This window comes from Mycobacterium sp. E802, from assembly GCF_001666875.1.
In the GTDB taxonomy this organism is placed as follows: domain Bacteria; phylum Actinomycetota; class Actinomycetes; order Mycobacteriales; family Mycobacteriaceae; genus Mycobacterium.
The window spans coordinates 24874-42908 of the sequence record NZ_LZJD01000047.1 but is presented as its reverse complement, the minus strand read 5'-3'; the positions used below and the strand labels follow the sequence as shown (position 1 = coordinate 42908).

Genomic DNA, 18035 nt, shown 5'->3' with positions numbered 1-18035 from the left:
GGCGCCCCATCCCCAGTTACGACGCCGGCTATGCCGAAATCGAGGCGATCGCCCGCGGGGTCGACGACGCCGGCGGCGGCCTGATCCAGTTCGTGCCCGATCTGGTGGCGGGTGACTATGAACCGGCCCTGCAGACCGTGTTCGACGTGGCCGCCGACGTCGGGTTGCCGGTGACGTTCACGCTGGCGATCGGCAATGCCGGGCCGGCCTTCTTCGAGGACGCGCTGCGCATGGTGGAGAAGGCGAACTCGAACGGCGGGCAGATCACTGCCCAGATCTTCCCGCGGCCCATCGGCCTGGTGCTCGGGCTTGAATTGTCGGGCAACCCGTTCGTGCTCTACCCGAGCTACCGCGAGATCGCCCATCTGCCGCTGGCCGAACGGGTCGCCGAGATGCGTAAACCCGAAGTCCGGCAACGCATTCTGAACGACTCCGCAGCCAGCGACGGTCACCCGCTGATGTTCGCGGTGCAGGCATGGGACTACATGTATCCGCTCGGTGAGGTGCCCGACTACGAGCCCGATCCGTCGAACTCCATCGGCGCGCGAGCCCGTGCCCGTGGCGTCGACCCGCTCGAGGAGGCCTACGACCGCGTCCTCGACGACGACGGACACGCCATGCTGCTGGTCACCCTGGCCAACTTCCGGGACAACTCGCTCGACACCGTGGCCGAGTTGCTGCGGCGCGACGACGTGGTGTTGGGTCTCGGCGACGGCGGCGCGCACTACGGGATGATCTGCGACGCCAGCTTTCCCACTTACCTGTTGACCCACTGGGTACGCGACCGCGCCACCGGGACGTTCAGCGTCGAGGACGTGGTGCGGGAGCTGACGTCGGTCCCGGCCCGGGTCGCCGGGCTGGCCGATCGAGGTCGAATCGCGGTGGGTTACAAGGCCGATCTCAACGTCATCGACCACGCCGGGCTACGGTTGCACCGGCCCGTCGTGGCCTACGACCTGCCGGGTGGTGGTCGTCGCCTGGATCAGACCGCGGACGGCTATGTCGCCACCGTCGTCTCCGGCGAGATCATCGCCGAGAACGGGGTTCCGACGGACGCGCGGCCCGGCCGGCTGGTTCGCGGTCGCCAGGCCGCACCCGCGTAAGGGGTCAGCCGCGCAGCGGAATCGCGACGCCGGCCACCATGAGCAGCACGTCATCGCATTCCGCGGCGATCCGCATGTTCACCATCCCGAGCAGGTCGCGAAAGATGCGGCCCGACGCGGTATCCGGCACGATCCCACTACCCACTTCGTTGCTCACCGCCACCGCCGTGACGGTGCACTGACGCCACGCCGCCACCACCTCGTCGATGTCGTCGTGCACCGGCACCAGCTGTCCACTGTCCCAGCAGCCGTGCCGATCCATCCGCGCGGCCAGCCAGGTGCCGAGGCAATCGAGCAGGACCGGCGTCTGGGCGGTGCGCAATTGGCCTGCCACATCGGAGCTTTCGACGGTGTGCCATTCCGGTGGGCGACGCGCCCGGTGCTGCCGGACCCGTTGAGCCCATTCCGGATCGCCGTGCCGCGGCCCACCGGCGGCCAGGTACCGGACCCGCGAATGCCCGGCGAGCAGCCCTTCGGCGTGTACCGATTTCCCCGAACGCACGCCGCCGAGAACCAATGTGCGGGAAGTCGGGGATGCCACCGGGGAACGGCGCGTGCCCACCCGCACCACCTCGCCGTCCCGGCCGGCACGCGCACCGTATTGCGTGAGCGCCGTGGACAATTCGGGGCCCGGAAGGTTGAAATGGCTTAGGTGTACGGCCACGACGTCGGTGTGGTCTCCGATCGCGCCGGATTCCCGCATCTGGGTCAGCGTGCGCGCAAACGACGGCAGGTCGTGGTGGTCGGTGCCGTGGTCGGTCTTGGGGCCGAACGTCTCCTCCAGGAACACCGCGTCGAACCCGGCCGCGGCGATGGCCGCGTGGGTCGCGTCGGGCAGCGGACCGGTGTCGGTCGCCCACAGAAGTCTTGTATCACCGCGGGATACGTCGTACAGCACGGCATCGTCGACGAGTGCATCGGTGTGCGCGGCCGCCACCACCCGAACCGTATACGCGCCACCGGGCACCGGCAGGGTGAGCTCCTCACCGGGGTATACGGCGCGGAACCGGATCGGGTCGTCCGGGCCCACCCAGTCGCGGCACTGATCGAGAGCACCCGGCGGCCCGATCACGTCGAGCGGCTCGGTCCGGCCCACCCAGTGCCGCATGACCAGGGCTGCCGGGCCGACGTGGTCGAAATGGCCGTGGGTCAACAGGATGTGGCGCACCGCGGCCAGCGTTCGCCCGGCGCGCAGTGCGGCCCGGGGCACTTCCGGACCACAGTCGATCAACAAAACATCGTCGACGAGCGCGGCGGTCTGCCCCCGGATCTCACCGGCTGTCAACGCCCACCGACACGACCGGCAACTGCAGAACGGGTTGGGCCAGCCGTCGGCACTGCCGGTGCCCAACAACATCACATCCATCAGCGCACCGGCTCCCGAACCGGCAACACCGCGATCCGCCCGCCGCGCTCGACCACATCGACACGGGCCTGGTAGATTTCGGCGATCCGTTGGGCGGTAAGCACTTCGGTGGGAGTGCCGTCGGCGACCACCCGCCCCGCGGCAAGCATCAGCATCCGATCGGCGTATTGGCCCGCCAATGTCAGATCGTGCATCGCGGCGATCACGGTGATGCCGTCGGCCGCGCGGAGGGTGTCCACCAACTCGAGGACCTGTTGCTGGTGGCCGACATCCAGTGCGCTGGTGGGCTCGTCGAGCAGGAGCACAGACGGCTGCTGCGTCAGGGCCCGGGCGAGCACCACGCGTTGCAGTTCACCGCCGGAAAGCTCGGTCGCGACACGGGCGGCGATGTCCTGCAGGCCGAGTCGTTCGATCACACCGGTCACCACGTCACGGTCGGCGGCCGACGGTGCGGCAAACCGCGGCAGGTGTGGTGTCCGGCCCAGGGTGACCAATTCGGTCACGGTCACCCCTTCCGGAACGACAGGCCGCTGCGGCATCAGCGCCACCTCCGCGGCAATCTGCCTGCGACGCACGGTGTGTGGGTCCAGACCGGCCACCCGTACCGTCCCGGTCAAGCGCGCATCGTTGCCGGCCGGCACCAAGCCGGCGATCACATGAAGCAGCGTGGTCTTGCCGGCTCCGTTGGGGCCGACCACGCTGACCCATTCGCCGGCAGACACTGTCAGGTTCACCGACCCGAGCACCGCCGTCTCCCGCCGGATGAGCGTCAGATCGGTACAGGTCAGGGCAACCGTCATGGCAACCTCCGACTGCGGCGTAGCACCACGAGGAAAAACGGCGCCCCGATGGCCGCCGTCACCACGCCGATCGGAAGTTCGGCCGGCGCCATCACCGTGCGCGCCAGGACGTCGGCCAGCATCAGGAAAGCGGCGCCGAACAGTACCGACAACGGCAGCAGCAACCGATGTCCGGGCCCGACCACCAACCGAACCGCGTGCGGCACCACGATTCCCACAAATCCGATCAGTCCGCTGACGCTGACCACCGCCGCCGTGCCCAAGGTCGCCACCGCAACCAGCAGCAGCCGCACCCGGCCCGGGTCCACCCCGAGGCTGGCCGCCTCGGTGTCCCCCACGGCCATCACGTCGAGGATCCGGGCGAACAGCAGGATCACCACGATCGTCGACACCACATACGGCAGCGCGACGCCCACTTCGCTCCAGCCATCGGTGCTCAGTCGCCCGAGCAGCCAGCTGTACACCTGACGCATGGACTCGTCGTAACGCTGTTGCAGGAACGTCTGCCCCGCATTGGCGAACGCGGCCACCGCAACACCCGCCAGGATGATCACCACTTCCGTGCGCCCACCGCCCACACCGCGGCCCAGCAGGTACGTGGCGGTGACCGCCAGAATGCCGCCGGCGAACGCCGCGACCGGTACCGCGAAAGTGCTTGCCGCCAAGCCGGATACGATCACCGCGGTAGCACCGAGACCCGCCCCGCTGGAAACGCCGAGCAGATACGGATCGGCCAGCGGGTTGCGGAAGACGCCCTGATAGGCGGCGCCGGCGATGGCGAGGGTGCCGCCGACCAGGGCACCGAGCACCACCCGCGGCAATCGGATCTGCCACAGCACCGCATGCTGGGACGCCGTCAGACCGTGATCGACATCAATGCCCGGTAGTCCGTCGGCCAGCGCGAGCAGCACCCCGCGCGGCGGCAACCCCGCCGGGCCGACGAACGTCGCGAGCAGCGCGGCGCCGAGCGCCCCGAGCACGGCCGCAGCCATCACCCAGACGCGGCGACGATCACCGCCGGGCCGGGACAGCGTGCACCTCGGAAATCACAGCGGCGATCGTCTGCACCATGTCGACGATGCGTGGGCCCCACCGGCTGGCCACGTCGGCGTCGAGCTCGTAGATGTGGCCGTTGCGAACTGCCGACACGTCGGCCCATCCGGCCCGGTCCGCAACGGAGGTCCGGCTGGTGCCGCAACATTGCACATCGGCCAGGAGGATCAGATCGGGGTTCGCGGTGACGATGTACTCCTCGGACAGTTCGGGATACGGGTCACCTCCGGCGCTGTCGGCGATGTTGACCAAACCGAACAGGCTGTAGAGCTGACCGGTGAAGGAGGCGCTGCCGGCACTGAACAACATCGGGTCGAGTTCGTGGTAGTAGCTCAGGTGGGTTTTCGGAGCGGTGTCGACGGCCGCACTGATCTTTCGGCGCATCTGCGAAACCGACTCCGTGGCGTCGGCGGCGTGCCCGGTCGCCGCACCGATCTTCTCGATCTGGGCGTACGCGTCGTCGAGGGTGGCGGGGGCGGGCAACGCCAACAACTCGATGCCGGCCGCCTTCAGGCCCGAGACGAGGTAGTCGGGGGCATCGGCCGTGACGACCAGGTCCGGTTGATAGCGCACGATGGCCTCGACGTTGGGTTCATACCCGGACAGATCGGCCTGCGTCGGCACGTCACCCGGATGATTCGACTGCGCGTCGACGGCGATCACCTGCGGGCCCGCACCGATCGCCCACAGCGTCTCGGTTGCCGACGGGCTGAGGGAGACGATGCGCTGCGGTGCGCTGTGGCCCTCCGTTGCGGCCGGCCCCGGTACAGGCGCGCAACCGAGCAGAAGCAACGCCGATGACACCGCCAGCCAGGCGCGCACGCGTCTCACCAGAACCAATCCTTCGTCCGAGGCGGTTGTCCGGCTCAGCCTAGTCTGGCCGGTCGGGCACCCAGCGAGCCCAACCGGCCTATCCTCACGTCATGAGCGTGAAAGTGGACCTCAACCAGCTGGCCGACAAGCTGGCGGACTACACGTTCGCCTACCTCGTCACGGTCGACGACAACTACCACGCACACACGGTGGCGGTGGAGCCCCACCTGGTCGACGGGGTCATTCACGTCGGCCCGGTCGGCGGGCACACCCGCAAAAACCTGGCCCAGCACAAAGACGTCACCCTGGTCTGCCCGCCGAGTGTGCCCGGCGGGTATTCGCTGATCGTCGACGGTCGCGGTGAGGCCGGGGCCACCGAAGACCAGATCCAGCACATCGTGCCCAGTCGGGCCGTGCTGCATCGACGAGCTGCCCGGCCCGGCCCGCCCAGCAGTCAATGCGAGAGTGACTGCATCGTCTTGTCGGAGAACTGAGGCGAGTCGTGCCGCGGCGCCGAGCGGCGGTGATCACTCCCGGTCGGTACCGGTGGCGTTGGAATCTTCCAGCAGTCGTTTGAGGACGTCACCCGGGTCACCTTGTCCGGGATTCAACTGGTGGGTGGCCACCCCGTTCGATTCGGTGGCGATGCGGTCCGCGCCGACGGTGTCTCGCGTGGACTGATCTGTCACTCCGCCCGAGCCCTGACCGTTCTGGCCGGCACCGCCCTGATCTGCCCCCTGGCCCTGTTGACCCTGGCCGGATTGCCCCTGGCCGGGTTGTCCCTGGTCTCCCTGGCCCTGGTCCGGTTGGCCCTGGCCGCCTTGACCTCCCTGGCCACTCTGGCCACCTTGGTCACCACCCTGGCCACCACCGCCTTGACCGCCTTCGCTGCCGCCTTGGCCACCTTGACCACCGCCCTGGCCGCCACCGCCGCCTTGGCCGCCACCATCCTGGCCACCGCCGCCACCACCCTGCGACGGCGGCGGGTCCTTCAACTTGTCCTGGAGTCGTTGTTCGGTTTCGTTGAGGTGCGCGCGGCGCTCCTCATCGGGCTCGGTCGTGGTGTCGAAGCAGCCGCCGGGCGCCTCCTGCGTCACCTTCAGCGCCTCGGTCCAGAACTTTTTGGCCTCTTCGCGGTTCTGGTCGGCGTTCTTGAGATCGCCCAGCGTCTCGAGCACCACCTCGAGATTGATCCGGACCGGACATGATCGTTCCGGGCTGACCAGCGACAGCGACTTCTTGAACTCCGACTCCGCGTCGGCCAATTTCCCTTCCAGCACGTAGCGGTCGCCGTCGGCAAAATATGGCTTGTACGAGTCGATCACGTTGAACGACTTGAGCCTACGTACGTCGTCGGTCAAGCCGTACGAGTCATAGCTGAGGTAATGGGATCTGGCCGAGTGGCCGTAGATCACCATCGTCACCAGTTTGACGCCGATCGCCACCAGCACCACGGCGGGCAGAATCGAGAACAGAATCAGCCTACGCCGCAGCACTTTCCGGCTCGGCCCCTGTGAGAAGAACGCGCGGACCCACCTGATCGCCGACTGGAATGCCGAAACACTGCGCTGTTTCAACATCACGCACCCCGCTGGCTGGTCATGCGGGAGACCCGATACTCGCGTGCCATCGCGAACAACTCATAGAACATCAACAGCATCGCGATCGCCGTGAAAACCCAGTAGAACTCGGTGCGGTCCCCCGGCAACGACACTTCCTGCGCTACCGCGGTCGACGAATCCTCATCCAGCGGTGGGATGAGCGTGGACGTCGAGGCACCGAGGTCACGGTGGAAGTACGGCACATGCAGTTGCTCGGCAACGGATTTCAACGACGCTTCGTCGAGCACCGAAAGAAACTGTGGGCCGGCACCTGACGGATCGGGAAAGTAGGTTTTCTCCCCATTCTCGGCCAGCCGACTGGCCACCGGACCGCCGGCGGCCGTGCCGTATCCGAGCACCGCTCCGCCGGCCACCAGATCGGCCGGCACGTCGAACGTCGTCGCCGCCCGCCTCGAAACCCCGGCTCCCTCCCCGAGATAGAAGACCAGATTGTTCGACCCGGGATACTCCTGGGCGGCGAGTTCGAGCTGCCGCTTGAGTTGTTCGTCCGCGGCGCCGACGTCGACCTGGTACACCGAGTCGAAATCCGACTCGTAGGCCGAGTAGTCCTTGAGCAGTGCCCGCAGACTCCAGATGTCGTCGGAGAGCGGCCAGTCCACTCTGGCCTTGGTGGCGAACGAGGTGATCGAGAAGCGTCCGTCCGGGTACTGATCGACGATCGACTGCATGTCGGCGCGCACCCCGGCCATCCGGAACTGGTTGTTGCCGAAGTCCTCTGCGCGGGAGTTGAGCGATCGGTCCACCACGAAGAACACGTTCACGTTGCTGTTGGCGGCCTCCGCCGCCGCGGCCTGATTCACCGCGTGGCGGTCTCCCTCGATCCCCGGCCGCACCGCCGCCGCGAACAGGCACACGATCACCAGGGTCAGCAGGCTCCACCGCACGACGACCTTGCGCTGGCTGCCTTTCCCGACGACCACGAGCACCCGATAGAGGGTGTACATCCGCAGCACCAGCGTCAGCCCGGCCAGCAACAGGAAGATCCACCACGGCAGGATCGGCTCGAATGTCATCGCCGCACCCCCGCGAGGCTGATCGAGAAGACGATCACGATCATCAGGCCGATGGTGAGCACCAGATTGGGTCGGTCCCGCACCTGCTCGACCATGATCGTCCCGTCCGAGCGGGTCAGCGCCGGTGGATGTGAACGGATGTCGTCGAGGTGGCTGCGTAGGGCCTTGTCCAGATTGTCCTGACTGTCTTGCGCCATGCCACCAGTGGCTCCTCCGGCGGACGCCGCCGCGACATAGCTGATGAAGCGTCCACCGGTGGCCTCGGCGAGACCGCTGAGCCCACCGCTGGCGTCGAGAGTCGTTCTGGTCAACACGTTGACCTGGATTCCCGACGACCGCGCCAGCTCGGCGAGCGCGTCATCGGAGTAGATCGGCTTCTCCGACGCACCGGCGGGGCCCATGTAGATCACCGAGCGCCGGGCATCCGACGGCTTCCCGACGCCTGGGAAACCGTTGAGGCACATGGCAAGTGCATCGTTGGCGGTCAGCTGGTAGTCCGAGTAGCTGACCATGCGGCCGAATTCGTGCTGGGCGCGTTGCAGGACAGCGGTGTCCTCCGGCGTCGGATTCTGGGTGGACTGCAACCGTTCCAGGCTCGCGTACCGGCCGAGCTGCTCCTGCAGGAAGGGGTAGTCGCGGGTCAGCGGGATCACCCGGTTGGTGAGGGATGTCAAGCCGAGGCGTTGCGTGTCGAAATCGGCGGCCTGGTCGGCGAAGTAGGACAACATCACCGACGCGTCGTGGGTGGCCGGGTCATCCTGCAGGCACAGCATCACGTCTTCGGGATGTGCGCGGTTGATCTCGGCGGCAGTGGCCTGCGTGCTGACCGGACGGGCGGTCGCGACGATTGCGCACAGCAGCACGGCGACCGTGGTGGCGGCGATGGCCGCCAACAGGATTCGATAGCGCCGGTACGCCCGGGCGTATTCGGGCAGTTCGGTCAGCCGACCGACCCAGGCCAGTGGACGCAGCCGGCGCGGTTGCTGGCGCATCGGCCACAGGAATGCCACCAGCACGATGGCGACGAGCGCCACCAGGCCGGCTATGACGATCCATCCCCACCTCAGCTCCATGACAGGATCGTGCTCCGCACCTGAGCTGCCGTGGCAGCGACGTCTGGGCTGTCTTCGAGGTCGAATTGTCGTGCGTACAGGGCTGATACCGCAGGTGCTGCTGCTGCCGCAGGGCTGTCTGCCACCTCACCGAGGGCCATGTACTGCGCGGCGACCCCGGTCTGCAGGTACACGAAGTTGCGCAGTATCCGGCTCATCGCGGTGTAGGCCTGCCGCGACGTCAGCTCTCCGGCGTGATGCCGCTCGCTGATCCGGCTGATCGCCGCGCTGAACTTACGCCGCAACACCCGGGCGCTGATGTCCCGGATCACCGGGATGGTGCGCAGCCGTTGCACCGGAAGCGTCCACACCCATACGCCGACGAACCATCCGATGACGCCGAGGATCAGCAGCACACCGAACACCAGCCAGCCCACCGAATATGGCAGCGGCGCCACGATCCATTTCAGATGGTCATTTGCCACGGCTGGCCTTCTTCAGCATCAGGGTGACGGCCCCGAACAACTCGCCGCTGGCGGCCACCCGGGCGCACGGGATCGCCGAGCTGTTGACGTAGTCGGCGAACGCGGCCTCGCGCTGCGCCTCGGCCCGGCGGTAGGCCTCCAGCACCCGGTGGCCCAGGATCTCCTCGCGCAGCAGGGTTCTGCCGCTGTCGACGTCGTACCCCTCGCCGCCGAACGCCGGTACACCGATCAGCGGGGCATCGCGCACGGTGATCCAGTACACGTCGTGACGGGCCGCCACCTTACGGAACTGTTCGTCCAATTCCGCTGAGACGTCGGGCTCGTCGGAGATCACGAAGACAATATGTCGACGACGGAAATGCTGCTGCACGTACTGCAATTGGGTGCCGAGGTCACTGCGGTCGCTGTCGGCGACCTGATGACGGTTGACCCGCTCCAGGATGTGCTCCAGATGCGCCTCACCGCGCCGGTTGGGCATGTGCACCGATCCGGTGGCGTCTCCGTACACCAGGCCCATCTCGTCGCCCTTGCTGATCGCGAGCAGTCCCACCAGGCCCACGGCATTGAGGACCACACGCTGTTTGACTTCACCGCCGGCGGCCAGCGCGAGCATGTTGCGACCGAGATCAGTGACCATCAGGACGCGCTGTTGACGGTAGGAGACGAACCGCTTCACCAGCACGTCGGTCGAGCGCGCCGACGCTTTCCAGTCGATGTCGCGGACGTCGTCACCGGGAATGTAGGGGCGTAGATCGTCGAATTCCAGGCTGCGCCCGTGGAACATCGACCGATGCTCCCCCTCGAGAAGTCCCCGCGACACCCCGTTCGGCCCCGACAGCCGGTTACCGGCGAGGGTCTGGGCCTTCACCTCCTGCAGTAGCACTCCCATCGCGACTACGGGGTACGCACTGCCTGAATGACGTTGTCTATCAAGACTTCCGGAGTGACGTTCTGGGCGACCGCCTCGAATCCCAGGATCAGCCGGTGCCGCAGGATCCGGTGCGCGAGCGCCTTGATGTCGTCGGGCAGAACGTGATTGCGCCCCGACAGCAGGGCGAGCGCCCGCGCGGCCTTGGTGAAGGCGATGGTCGCGCGCGGGCTGGCGCCGTACTCGATGAGCCGGGCCAAGTTCGCCGGAAGGTATTGCTGCGGCGCACGTGTCACCGCGACGATGTGGGTGATGTAGTTGACGATCGCGGGGTCCAGGTAGACGCGTCGCACCACATCGCGGAGGTAGAGGATGTCATCCAACGAGGCCACCGCGGCGGTCCGGTTGTTCGCATACACACCCGCATCGATCCGGAAGATCATCTCCGACTCCTCCTGGGGCGTCGGATACGTCAGGATCTCCTTGAACATGAACCGGTCCATCTGCGCTTCCGGCAGCGGATAGGTGCCTTCCTGATCGACCGGGTTCTGGGTGGCCAGCACCAGGAACGGCTCGGGGATCTTGTAGATCTCGCCGGCGATGCTGGTCTGACGTTCCTCCATCGCCTCCAGCATGGCGCTCTGGGTCTTCGCGCTGGACCGGTTGATCTCGTCCAGCAGCACGATGTTGGCGTGCACCGGGCCCAACTGGGTGTGGAAGGCGCCCCGCGACGCATCGAAGATCTGGGTGCCGATGATGTCGCTGGGGAGCAGGTCGGGCGTGCACTGGATGCGCCGGAACTTGGCCTGGACGGCATCGGCGACGGCCCGCGCGGCCGTCGTCTTGGCCAGTCCCGGAACACTTTCCAGCAACACATGACCGCCGGTGAGCAGACCGACCAGCAGGCTCTGCTGCAACCCGGTCTGGCCGACCACTTTGGCCGCGAAGGCATTCGACAGCGCGCCCACCACGGCGCGCGCCCGGTCGAGCTCGTCGCGGGTGGGCTGGGGTGCCCGCTGGGGTGGCATCGTGACGCTCATCGGCCCATCCATTTCACGGTCAACGGGTCATGGGTCATGTCGATCTCCCCCATCAACGGGATGAGCGGCGTGCCCTGCATGGGTGTGCCGTCGGTGCTGTTGGCGGTGAGCTTCCACTCCGATGTGCCCAGCACCCGAAGCGTCATGTCATACGACATGAAGGAGTATTGGAGGTTGTCCAGATTGGGCGCTTCCCAGTGCGCGGTGCCGTCGGCCAACGAGGGGTTGGGAACGTTCTGCGGACATCCGGGCGGCGAAAGCGCCGTGGATTTCGCACATTCGGCGACCGCGTCGGCGACGGCCTTCTTGGCTGCTGCCGATCCGGCCTCGCTGAGCTGCACCTGGACCGGGGATGGCATTGCCGCCCCCTGTGTGACCAGGCTGTCCAGCAGCACCGGCCGCAGTGCCGTCACCGAAATGTACTTGTTCGCCGAGCCCAGATCGAGCCAGCCGGGCAGCACATAGACCGTGGAGCCGCTCGAAATCGGTTTGCCGAACAGGGATATCGGCGGAGCTGCGAGCGGCTGACCGGTCACCGGATTGGCGGTCAGGGTGGACGCGGCGAGATTGAGCTTGGCAGCGGCCGTGGACAGCTTCCAGCCGCCGTCTTGCTTCTTCACCAGCAGCGTCTGATCGGAGGTCTGCTCACCGAAGTTCGCCACCACGTGCACCTGCGCCATGTCGCCGGTCTCGTTGGCACTGAGAACCCGGACGTTGGTGATGGGCCATTTCGCGATCTGCTGCTTCAGGATGTCGTCGGTGAGGAACTCCTTCGACGCCGGCTGATCGGATCCGAATGCCAACGCGGCATTGGCATCTCCCTTCGACAGCGCGTCCAGATAGCCCTTGACCGCGTCGGTGGGCGAGCTGGCGCCGTGGGCACTGATATCGCCGGCGCCACCGCCCGAGAACGACACGACACCCACCACGATGGCCACGACCAGGAGCACCGCAGCGGTGGCGCCTGCCGTGATGAGCAGTGCCTTCTTGTTGCGACGCGGTGGTGCCGGCGTGAACCCGGGCTGCAGGTTATTGAAGTCGCGCTGCAACGGGCCCTGCCAGCCGGCCTGAGCGGGTGCCGGCGGCCCACCGGGGGCGACGTGCCCGGCCGGCGCGTGATGGGGCGCGGCCGGCTGCGCGGGACCGCCCCACTGCGGGGGTTGGGGTAGAGGTGGCGGCGGAGGTGCCTGACGGTAGCCGGAATTCTGCGGCGTAGATCCGTCGACGGGGTTGGGTCCTCCGAACGGCGAATGCGGCGGCTGCGTCACGCAGCAAACCCGCTCGTGCGAAACGACAACAATCTGATCTCCCCCCACAAGACGCCACGACAGCTATCGCTGGCCGACCGTATCACGGCGGTATCACGCCACGCGTACCGGGTTACCGCGCCACGCAGGGGCGCAGCAGAGCAAAGGAAAGAGCAGGACTCCTAGAAGTCGATACCGCCCATGCCACCGGTCGGTCGCCCACAGGTACGGCGGCGGTCGAGCATTTCCACTCGGGCGCCGGTTGCTGGAAGAAAATCACCGCCGAGCCGAGAATGAACTGCAGAGCAACCGCACCCCTAGAATCGGCGGCATTCCCACGAGGACAGGACTCTGTTCACCTGAACCAGGTCGGTGTCCGGCTCCTGTCGGCCTGCCCGCCTACAATTGGCTTCTATGACAGCGAGTCGCGACGAGCTGATTCACTTGATCGAGCACCTGCCCGATGATCAGGTCGAGGCGGTGCTCGCCGATGTCCGGCGGCTGTCAACGGAGAGCCCGCGTGGGGAATGGCCACCCCAGTTCTTCGGCATCGGAGAATCCAGCGATGGCCGCACTGACAACGCACGTCGCGTCGATAAAATCCTCGCCGAGGGCTTCGGTTCCCGGCGCTCGTGATCGTCTGCGACACGGGTCCGATCTTCGCCGCAGCAGACCGAAAGGACGCCGACCACCAGGCGTGCGTGGACCTGTTCACCAATCTCCGACGTGCCAATCGCCGACTACTTCTGCCCCAGACGGGTGCTGGCGGAGGTCGGCTACATGCTGGAGACCAAGCTCGGAACTTTCGCTGAGGTGGCATTCCTCAAGTCCGTGGCCAACCGAACTTTTGAGCTGATCAGCCTTACCCAGGCTGACGTGACCCGAGTCGCCGAACTGGTGGCGCGCTATGACAATCTGCCGCTCGGCACCACCGACGCGTCCGTGATTGCGCTCGCTGAGCGCCTTGGTGTGGACGAGATCGCGACGCTCGACCACAGGCACTTTCGCGTTGTCCGCCCCAACCGCGCTCAAGTTCTTACCTTGCTGCCAGAACGCGGACCCTGACAGTCGCACGCGAACGCCGGCAATCCAGGCGCATCGAGAACAGTTCATCAGTCGGTCAGCGTTGACTGAAGAGAGTCCGTCTTACCGGAGAACCTCAGCAACCGTCGGTCTGGCTCTTGCACGTTGTTCTCTTTGACCCCGGAAATGGTTCTCGCCGAGCAGACGGTCGAGGATTTCCACTCGTGCGGCGGGGCTTGCCGTCCAGCGCTGTGTCTGGCGGTAGCCGGAAGCCATGGTCGGGTGCGACGTCGTTCCATCCGTACGCGCCCCGTCGTCGCGGCGTCGATATCGGTACCGAACAGCATCACCCGACCCGAACAGACCATCCCGTGAAATCACCATGCATCGTCGGCGATCCCGTTGTAATGACAGATGATCGGGTTACCGGTCTGCACAGATGCTTCGAGCAGAGTCTGCAGGTTCTCGAGGAAATAGGCATCCTCGGTCCGTAAGCCCCGGCGGACACGCGGCACGAATCGCACCAATTCGGCCAGTGCGGCACCCACCTCCTTTCCGACCACCCAGATCCCGCCGGACGGGTAGTCAGGGAATTGCCGCCGGTAGAGGACTTCGGAGAGAACTGGGCATTCGCTGTCGTTCAGCCAGCCCTGAAACTCATACGGGTCGGTGTCGGGCCAGTTGGCGGGTGTATAGAACGGGCTGACCGACACCAACTTCATGTATTCGTGTACGCACGGCGGGTTTGGCTCGTCGAACGGTAAGTCGAAGCCGACCCATCCCTGCCGCCAATCCATCAGAGTCTCAGGGTCTTTCGTGTGATCGGTGCTATCAGCCAGCGTCACCACACCGAATCGATTGATGGTTAGGTCCGATCGCGGATACGGCGGTTCGGTTGTCAATCCGTCCTGAAAACAGGTGCAGAAGACAAACGCATCCCACTCACTCATCCGCCAGCAACCGTTCCCACAGCGCTGGCATGAAGGCGGTCAGGAACGCACTGACCCGAATGATGCTGCCCAGCACCGGTACCGGGGCGAGATATTCGGGCCAGCAGACGTAGATCGGCAGGCAGCCGACCACCGTGACCCGCGCAACGTGGAACGTCGCTGCGGTATCGGAAACGGTGCGGGCAAAGGCCTCCTCGACCTCCCCGAACACGATCGCCATCGGCGTGGTCTCATCGCCGAACATTCCGGTCGGAAGAAAACTACCAACCCCGTAGCGAAGACGACGGACCACCGTGCCATCGGGCATCTCGATGGACTGTTTCAGCGGACCCACGTCGCCGTCGCTCGAACGGTCGAACACCTCGGCGTTCGCGTACACGGTGACCTCACGAGCCAGCCCGGTGATGACCGCCTCCTGCGGTACCTCGGGATCGAGCTCGGCGAAATAGGGGAACTGGCCGAACGCGGCACACAGTCGCGTCGCCGTGGCGCCGTCGGTGCCGAGAACCGAAGCGGTTACGTAGACGGTGTCCTTGATCCAGTCGGCCTCTCCGAGAGTGGCGGTGACGTTGCCGTCGAAGTGCGCGCTGCCGTTGTAATAGCCCGCCTGGTGCCTGCTCAGAACGAACATCGCCCCGGAGTCATCCAGCCACCTGGACACGAACCAGCCGTCGGGAGCCGATGCCCCCACGAGCTCGTCGTGATGCTGCGCCAGGTAGGCGTATTCGCTGGTCTTCTCATCCACCCGCGTAATCCCGATGCAATCAGGAAGTGCATGCCCCACGAGTGCACCATGGCACAGGCCACCGACAGGAGCGAGCGAGTTTTGAGCACCCACGAAAAAGCCCGGCCTGCCGAAGCAGACCGGGCCTTCCCGGGTAGTTCTCGCCGAAGCAGCAGGACTTCTAGAAGTCCATACCGCCCATGCCACCGGTCGGGTCGCCCGCAGGTGCGGCGGCCTTCTCCGGCTTGTCGGCGACGACGGCCTCGGTGGTGAGGAACAGCGCCGCGATGGACGCCGCGTTCTGCAGCGCCGAGCGGGTGACCTTCACCGGGTCGGCAACGCCGGCCTTGAGCAGGTCCTCGTACTCACCGGTGGCGGCGTTCAGGCCGGTGCCCGCGGGCGAGTTGGCGACCTTCTCGGCGACGACGCCGGGCTCCAGACCACCGTTGAAGGCGATCTGCTTGAGCGGAGCCGACAGCGCGACACGCACGATGTTGGCGCCGGTGGCCTCGTCACCGGTGAGCGACAGCTCCTCCAGCGACGGGGCGGCCTGCAGCAGGGCCACGCCACCACCGGCGACGATGCCCTCCTCGACGGCGGCCTTGGCGTTGCGCACGGCATCTTCGATGCGGTGCTTGCGCTCCTTGAGCTCCACCTCGGTGGCAGCGCCGGCCTTGATCACCGCAACACCGCCGGCCAGCTTGGCCAGGCGCTCCTGCAGCTTCTCGCGGTCGTAGTCGGAGTCGCTGTTCTCGATCTCGGCGCGGATCTGGGCGACACGGCCCTGGATCGCGTCGGCATCGCCGGCACCCTCGATGACGGTGGTCTCGTCCTTGGTGACGACGACCTTGCGGGCCTGGCCCAGCAGCGCGACATCGGCGGTCTCCAGCGAGAGGCCGACCTCTTCGCTGATGACCTGGCCACCGGTGAGGATGGCGATGTCCTGCAGCATGGCCTTGCGGCGGTCACCGAAGCCCGGAGCCTTGACGGCCACAGACTTGAAGGTGCCACGGATCTTGTTGACCACCAGGGTCGACAGGGCCTCACCCTCGACGTCCTCGGCGATGATCAGCAGCGGCTTGCCGGACTGGATGACCTTCTCCAGCAGCGGCAGCAGGTCCTTGACGGTCGAGACCTTGGAGCTGACCAGCAGGATGTAGGGATCCTCCAGGACGGCTTCCTGACGCTCGGCGTCGGTCACGAAGTAACCCGAGATGTAGCCCTTGTCGAAGCGCATGCCCTCGGTGAGCTCCAGCTGCAGCCCGAAGGTGTTGGACTCCTCGACGGTGATGACACCCTCGTTGCCGACCTTGTCCATGGCCTCGGCGATCAGGTCACCGATGGACTGGTCACCGGCGGAGATACCGGCGGTGGCAGCGATCTGCTCCTTGGTCTCCACCTCCTTGGCGGACTTGAGCAGACCTTCGGTGATCTTCTCCACGGCCTTCTCGATGCCGCGCTTCAGGCCGAGCGGGTTGGCGCCGGCAGCGACGTTGCGCAGACCTTCGCGAACCAGGGCCTGGGCCAGAACGGTGGCGGTGGTGGTGCCGTCGCCTGCGACGTCGTCGGTCTTCTTGGCGACCTCTTTGACGAGCTCAGCGCCGATCTTCTCGTACGGGTCCTCCAGCTCGATCTCCTTGGCGATGGACACACCATCGTTGGTGATCGTGGGGGCGCCCCACTTCTTCTCCAGGACGACGTTGCGACCCTTGGGGCCCAGCGTCACCTTTACCGCGTCGGCGAGGGCGTTCAGACCCCGCTCGAGGCCGCGACGGGCCTCTTCGTCATACGCAATTGTCTTAGCCATTGCGAAGTGATTCCTCCGGATTGGGGATGCACGTCTTTTCGGTCGGGCGCAGTGCCCGCGACGGACGACCAAGGTGTGCTCCCGCAGGTGCGGCCCCGGTCTCACCGTCCCGACCTAGCACTCACTGATCGAGAGTGCCAACTGCATTCTTAGCACTCGACCAGGGTGAGTGCAAGGTTTGGACCGGCGCCTTTCGAGTTCCCCGCTACGCCTGCGGCGAACGTCGCCGATTTCCACGTCAGGGCGGTTCCGAGCGCCTCGCCGCGACCAGGGGGTAGAAGTCGGCGCGGCATACCTATACCGGCGGCGCTACACCGGCAGCGGCGGCGGCGTGTAGGCGTCAACCGAGGCCTCGTCGCCGGTCGACTGGGTCAGCAGCAACCCCACCGTCTCGACCAGGTGGTCGCGCATCCGCGCCGCACTGGCTTGCGGGTCACGGGCACGAAGGGCGTCGAGGATGCGCTCGTGCACCAGCAGGATGTCGGCCAGCGTGCGGGTGGCGGTGGTCGACAGGCCGCGATCCATCATCTGGATACGGGTGTTCGCCGCCACCTCGGTGACTCGCCGATTGCCCGCGACATTGAGGATCGCGGCGTGGAAGTCGACATCGGCGGCCTGGAAATCGGACTCGTCGCCCGCCTTGGCCGCGTCCTGCATCCGACCGAAAGCCTCCTCGATGGGCCCCAGCAGCTCGTCGGTCAGTAATTCAGCAGCCCGGTAGGCCGAGGGCACCTCCAGCATCATCCGCAGCGAATAGATCTCCTCGATGTCACGGGTGGACACCTCCAGGATTCGCACGCCGCGGCTGCGCTCAAAGCGCACCATGCCATTGCTCGCCATTCGCAGCAGCGCCTCGCGCACCGGAGTCCGTGACACCCCGAGACGGCTCGAGATCTCCACCACCGAATGCATCGTGCCGGGTTGCAGTTCGCCCGCGCGGACGGCGCGCATCAACTCTTCGTAGACACGATCGGTCAACGAAACTTGCCCGGGGTCGAACACGTTTCACGTCCCCCTGATCGACCAGCACATTCCCGTCAGCATAAATGCATGCAGCATGCGCCGTATT

19 protein-coding genes are annotated in these 18035 nt (G+C 66.3%); 4 read left to right on the top strand and 15 right to left on the bottom strand.

The window, feature by feature from the left end; genetic code table 11:
* Positions 1-1103 (top strand): amidohydrolase family protein (locus A5699_RS07375; RefSeq protein ID WP_157561138.1); only part of this gene is annotated, 1103 nt, incomplete at its 5' end.
* A 4-nt stretch (positions 1104-1107) separates the two neighbouring features.
* Here A5699_RS07375 and A5699_RS07370 read toward each other — a convergent pair.
* From A5699_RS07370 to A5699_RS07355, 4 genes are read right to left on the bottom strand one after another with little or no spacing between them, the layout of a single operon-like run.
* Positions 1108-2469 carry a bifunctional adenosylcobinamide kinase/adenosylcobinamide-phosphate guanylyltransferase gene (locus A5699_RS07370; protein WP_067767625.1) on the bottom strand — a complete coding sequence of 454 codons (1362 nt, stop codon included), beginning with the start codon at positions 2467-2469 and terminating at the stop codon, positions 1108-1110.
* Complete coding sequence (locus A5699_RS07365; RefSeq protein ID WP_067767622.1) at positions 2469-3269, bottom strand: ABC transporter ATP-binding protein; 801 nt, start codon at positions 3267-3269, stop codon at positions 2469-2471. The genes A5699_RS07370 and A5699_RS07365 overlap by 1 nt, the downstream gene beginning before the upstream one ends.
* Positions 3266-4261 (bottom strand): iron ABC transporter permease, encoded by a 996-nt coding sequence (locus tag A5699_RS07360; protein WP_082957617.1) that lies wholly within the window; start codon positions 4259-4261, stop codon positions 3266-3268. The genes A5699_RS07365 and A5699_RS07360 overlap by 4 nt, the downstream gene beginning before the upstream one ends.
* Before the next feature lie 19 nt (positions 4262-4280).
* Entirely contained in the window at positions 4281-5153 is an 873-nt protein-coding gene (locus A5699_RS07355) for an ABC transporter substrate-binding protein (protein ID WP_231965638.1), read from the bottom strand.
* 92 nt (positions 5154-5245) lie between these two features.
* On the opposite strand from A5699_RS07355, the gene A5699_RS07350 reads away from it, so the two are divergent.
* Positions 5246-5629, top strand: coding sequence for a hypothetical protein (locus tag A5699_RS07350; RefSeq protein ID WP_067767613.1), 384 nt, complete (start codon positions 5246-5248; stop codon positions 5627-5629).
* A gap of 33 nt (positions 5630-5662) precedes the next feature.
* Here the strand turns inward: A5699_RS07350 and A5699_RS07345 are convergent, their stop codons facing one another.
* Genes A5699_RS07345 through A5699_RS07315 form a run of 7 tightly spaced genes read right to left on the bottom strand, consistent with a single transcriptional unit; the run spans position 5663 to position 12483 of the window.
* Positions 5663-6715: a hypothetical protein gene (locus tag A5699_RS07345; protein WP_067767610.1), complete on the bottom strand. Its 1053-nt coding sequence runs from the start codon at positions 6713-6715 to the stop codon at positions 5663-5665.
* On the bottom strand, positions 6715-7770 hold the full coding sequence (locus A5699_RS07340) for a VWA domain-containing protein (RefSeq protein ID WP_067767607.1): 1056 nt from the start codon (positions 7768-7770) through the stop codon (positions 6715-6717). Before A5699_RS07340 ends, A5699_RS07345 begins: the two co-directional genes overlap by 1 nt.
* Entirely contained in the window at positions 7767-8843 is a 1077-nt protein-coding gene (locus tag A5699_RS07335) for a hypothetical protein (protein WP_067767604.1), read from the bottom strand. The genes A5699_RS07340 and A5699_RS07335 overlap by 4 nt, the downstream gene beginning before the upstream one ends.
* Positions 8834-9307 (bottom strand): hypothetical protein, encoded by a 474-nt coding sequence (locus tag A5699_RS07330; protein WP_067767602.1) that lies wholly within the window; start codon positions 9305-9307, stop codon positions 8834-8836. The genes A5699_RS07335 and A5699_RS07330 overlap by 10 nt, the downstream gene beginning before the upstream one ends.
* Positions 9297-10196: a DUF58 domain-containing protein gene (locus tag A5699_RS07325; protein WP_067767599.1), complete on the bottom strand. Its 900-nt coding sequence runs from the start codon at positions 10194-10196 to the stop codon at positions 9297-9299. Before A5699_RS07325 ends, A5699_RS07330 begins: the two co-directional genes overlap by 11 nt.
* A gap of 5 nt (positions 10197-10201) precedes the next feature.
* Positions 10202-11203: a MoxR family ATPase gene (locus A5699_RS07320; RefSeq protein WP_067767648.1), complete on the bottom strand. Its 1002-nt coding sequence runs from the start codon at positions 11201-11203 to the stop codon at positions 10202-10204.
* 8 nt (positions 11204-11211) lie between these two features.
* The gene (locus A5699_RS07315; RefSeq protein WP_067767596.1) at positions 11212-12483 is read right to left on the bottom strand and encodes a DUF4878 domain-containing protein; all 1272 of its coding nucleotides are present in this window, start codon (positions 12481-12483) and stop codon (positions 11212-11214) included.
* Positions 12484-12876: 393 nt separating this feature from the next.
* On the opposite strand from A5699_RS07315, the gene A5699_RS07310 reads away from it, so the two are divergent.
* Positions 12877-13098, top strand: a complete 222-nt coding sequence (locus A5699_RS07310; protein WP_067767593.1) for a hypothetical protein — start codon at positions 12877-12879, stop codon at positions 13096-13098.
* 90 nt (positions 13099-13188) lie between these two features.
* Positions 13189-13527, top strand: coding sequence for a type II toxin-antitoxin system VapC family toxin (locus tag A5699_RS07305; RefSeq protein WP_231965637.1), 339 nt, complete (start codon positions 13189-13191; stop codon positions 13525-13527).
* Positions 13528-13862: 335 nt separating this feature from the next.
* Here A5699_RS07305 and A5699_RS07300 read toward each other — a convergent pair whose 3' ends face one another.
* From A5699_RS07300 to A5699_RS07285, 4 genes are all read right to left on the bottom strand, one after another.
* Complete coding sequence (locus tag A5699_RS07300; RefSeq protein WP_067767587.1) at positions 13863-14435, bottom strand: hypothetical protein; 573 nt, start codon at positions 14433-14435, stop codon at positions 13863-13865.
* Positions 14428-15180: a hypothetical protein gene (locus tag A5699_RS07295; protein ID WP_067767584.1), complete on the bottom strand. Its 753-nt coding sequence runs from the start codon at positions 15178-15180 to the stop codon at positions 14428-14430. The genes A5699_RS07300 and A5699_RS07295 overlap by 8 nt, the downstream gene beginning before the upstream one ends.
* Before the next feature lie 160 nt (positions 15181-15340).
* Positions 15341-16966 carry a chaperonin GroEL gene (gene groL / locus A5699_RS07290; RefSeq protein ID WP_067767581.1) on the bottom strand — a complete coding sequence of 542 codons (1626 nt, stop codon included), beginning with the start codon at positions 16964-16966 and terminating at the stop codon, positions 15341-15343.
* 309 nt (positions 16967-17275) lie between these two features.
* Positions 17276-17944 (bottom strand): GntR family transcriptional regulator, encoded by a 669-nt coding sequence (locus A5699_RS07285; RefSeq protein ID WP_142253927.1) that lies wholly within the window; start codon positions 17942-17944, stop codon positions 17276-17278.
* Between the last annotated feature and the right edge of the window lie 91 nt (positions 17945-18035).

Excerpts from the sequence above, each read along its gene's own strand:
- A5699_RS07370 (WP_067767625.1), bottom strand. The coding sequence starts at position 2,469 with ATGGATGTGATGTTGTTGGGCACCGGCAGTGCCGACGGCTGGCCCAAC.
- A5699_RS07365 (WP_067767622.1), bottom strand. The coding sequence starts at position 3,269 with ATGACGGTTGCCCTGACCTGTACCGATCTGACGCTCATCCGGCGGGAG.
- A5699_RS07360 (WP_082957617.1), bottom strand. The coding sequence starts at position 4,261 with ATGGCTGCGGCCGTGCTCGGGGCGCTCGGCGCCGCGCTGCTCGCGACG.
- A5699_RS07350 (WP_067767613.1), top strand. The coding sequence starts at position 5,246 with ATGAGCGTGAAAGTGGACCTCAACCAGCTGGCCGACAAGCTGGCGGAC.
- A5699_RS07345 (WP_067767610.1), bottom strand. The coding sequence starts at position 6,715 with ATGTTGAAACAGCGCAGTGTTTCGGCATTCCAGTCGGCGATCAGGTGG.
- A5699_RS07340 (WP_067767607.1), bottom strand. The coding sequence starts at position 7,770 with ATGACATTCGAGCCGATCCTGCCGTGGTGGATCTTCCTGTTGCTGGCC.
- A5699_RS07335 (WP_067767604.1), bottom strand. The coding sequence starts at position 8,843 with ATGGAGCTGAGGTGGGGATGGATCGTCATAGCCGGCCTGGTGGCGCTC.
- A5699_RS07325 (WP_067767599.1), bottom strand. The coding sequence starts at position 10,196 with ATGGGAGTGCTACTGCAGGAGGTGAAGGCCCAGACCCTCGCCGGTAAC.
- A5699_RS07320 (WP_067767648.1), bottom strand. The coding sequence starts at position 11,203 with ATGCCACCCCAGCGGGCACCCCAGCCCACCCGCGACGAGCTCGACCGG.
- A5699_RS07310 (WP_067767593.1), top strand. The coding sequence starts at position 12,877 with ATGACAGCGAGTCGCGACGAGCTGATTCACTTGATCGAGCACCTGCCC.
- A5699_RS07300 (WP_067767587.1), bottom strand. The coding sequence starts at position 14,435 with ATGAGTGAGTGGGATGCGTTTGTCTTCTGCACCTGTTTTCAGGACGGA.
- groL (WP_067767581.1), bottom strand. The coding sequence starts at position 16,966 with ATGGCTAAGACAATTGCGTATGACGAAGAGGCCCGTCGCGGCCTCGAG.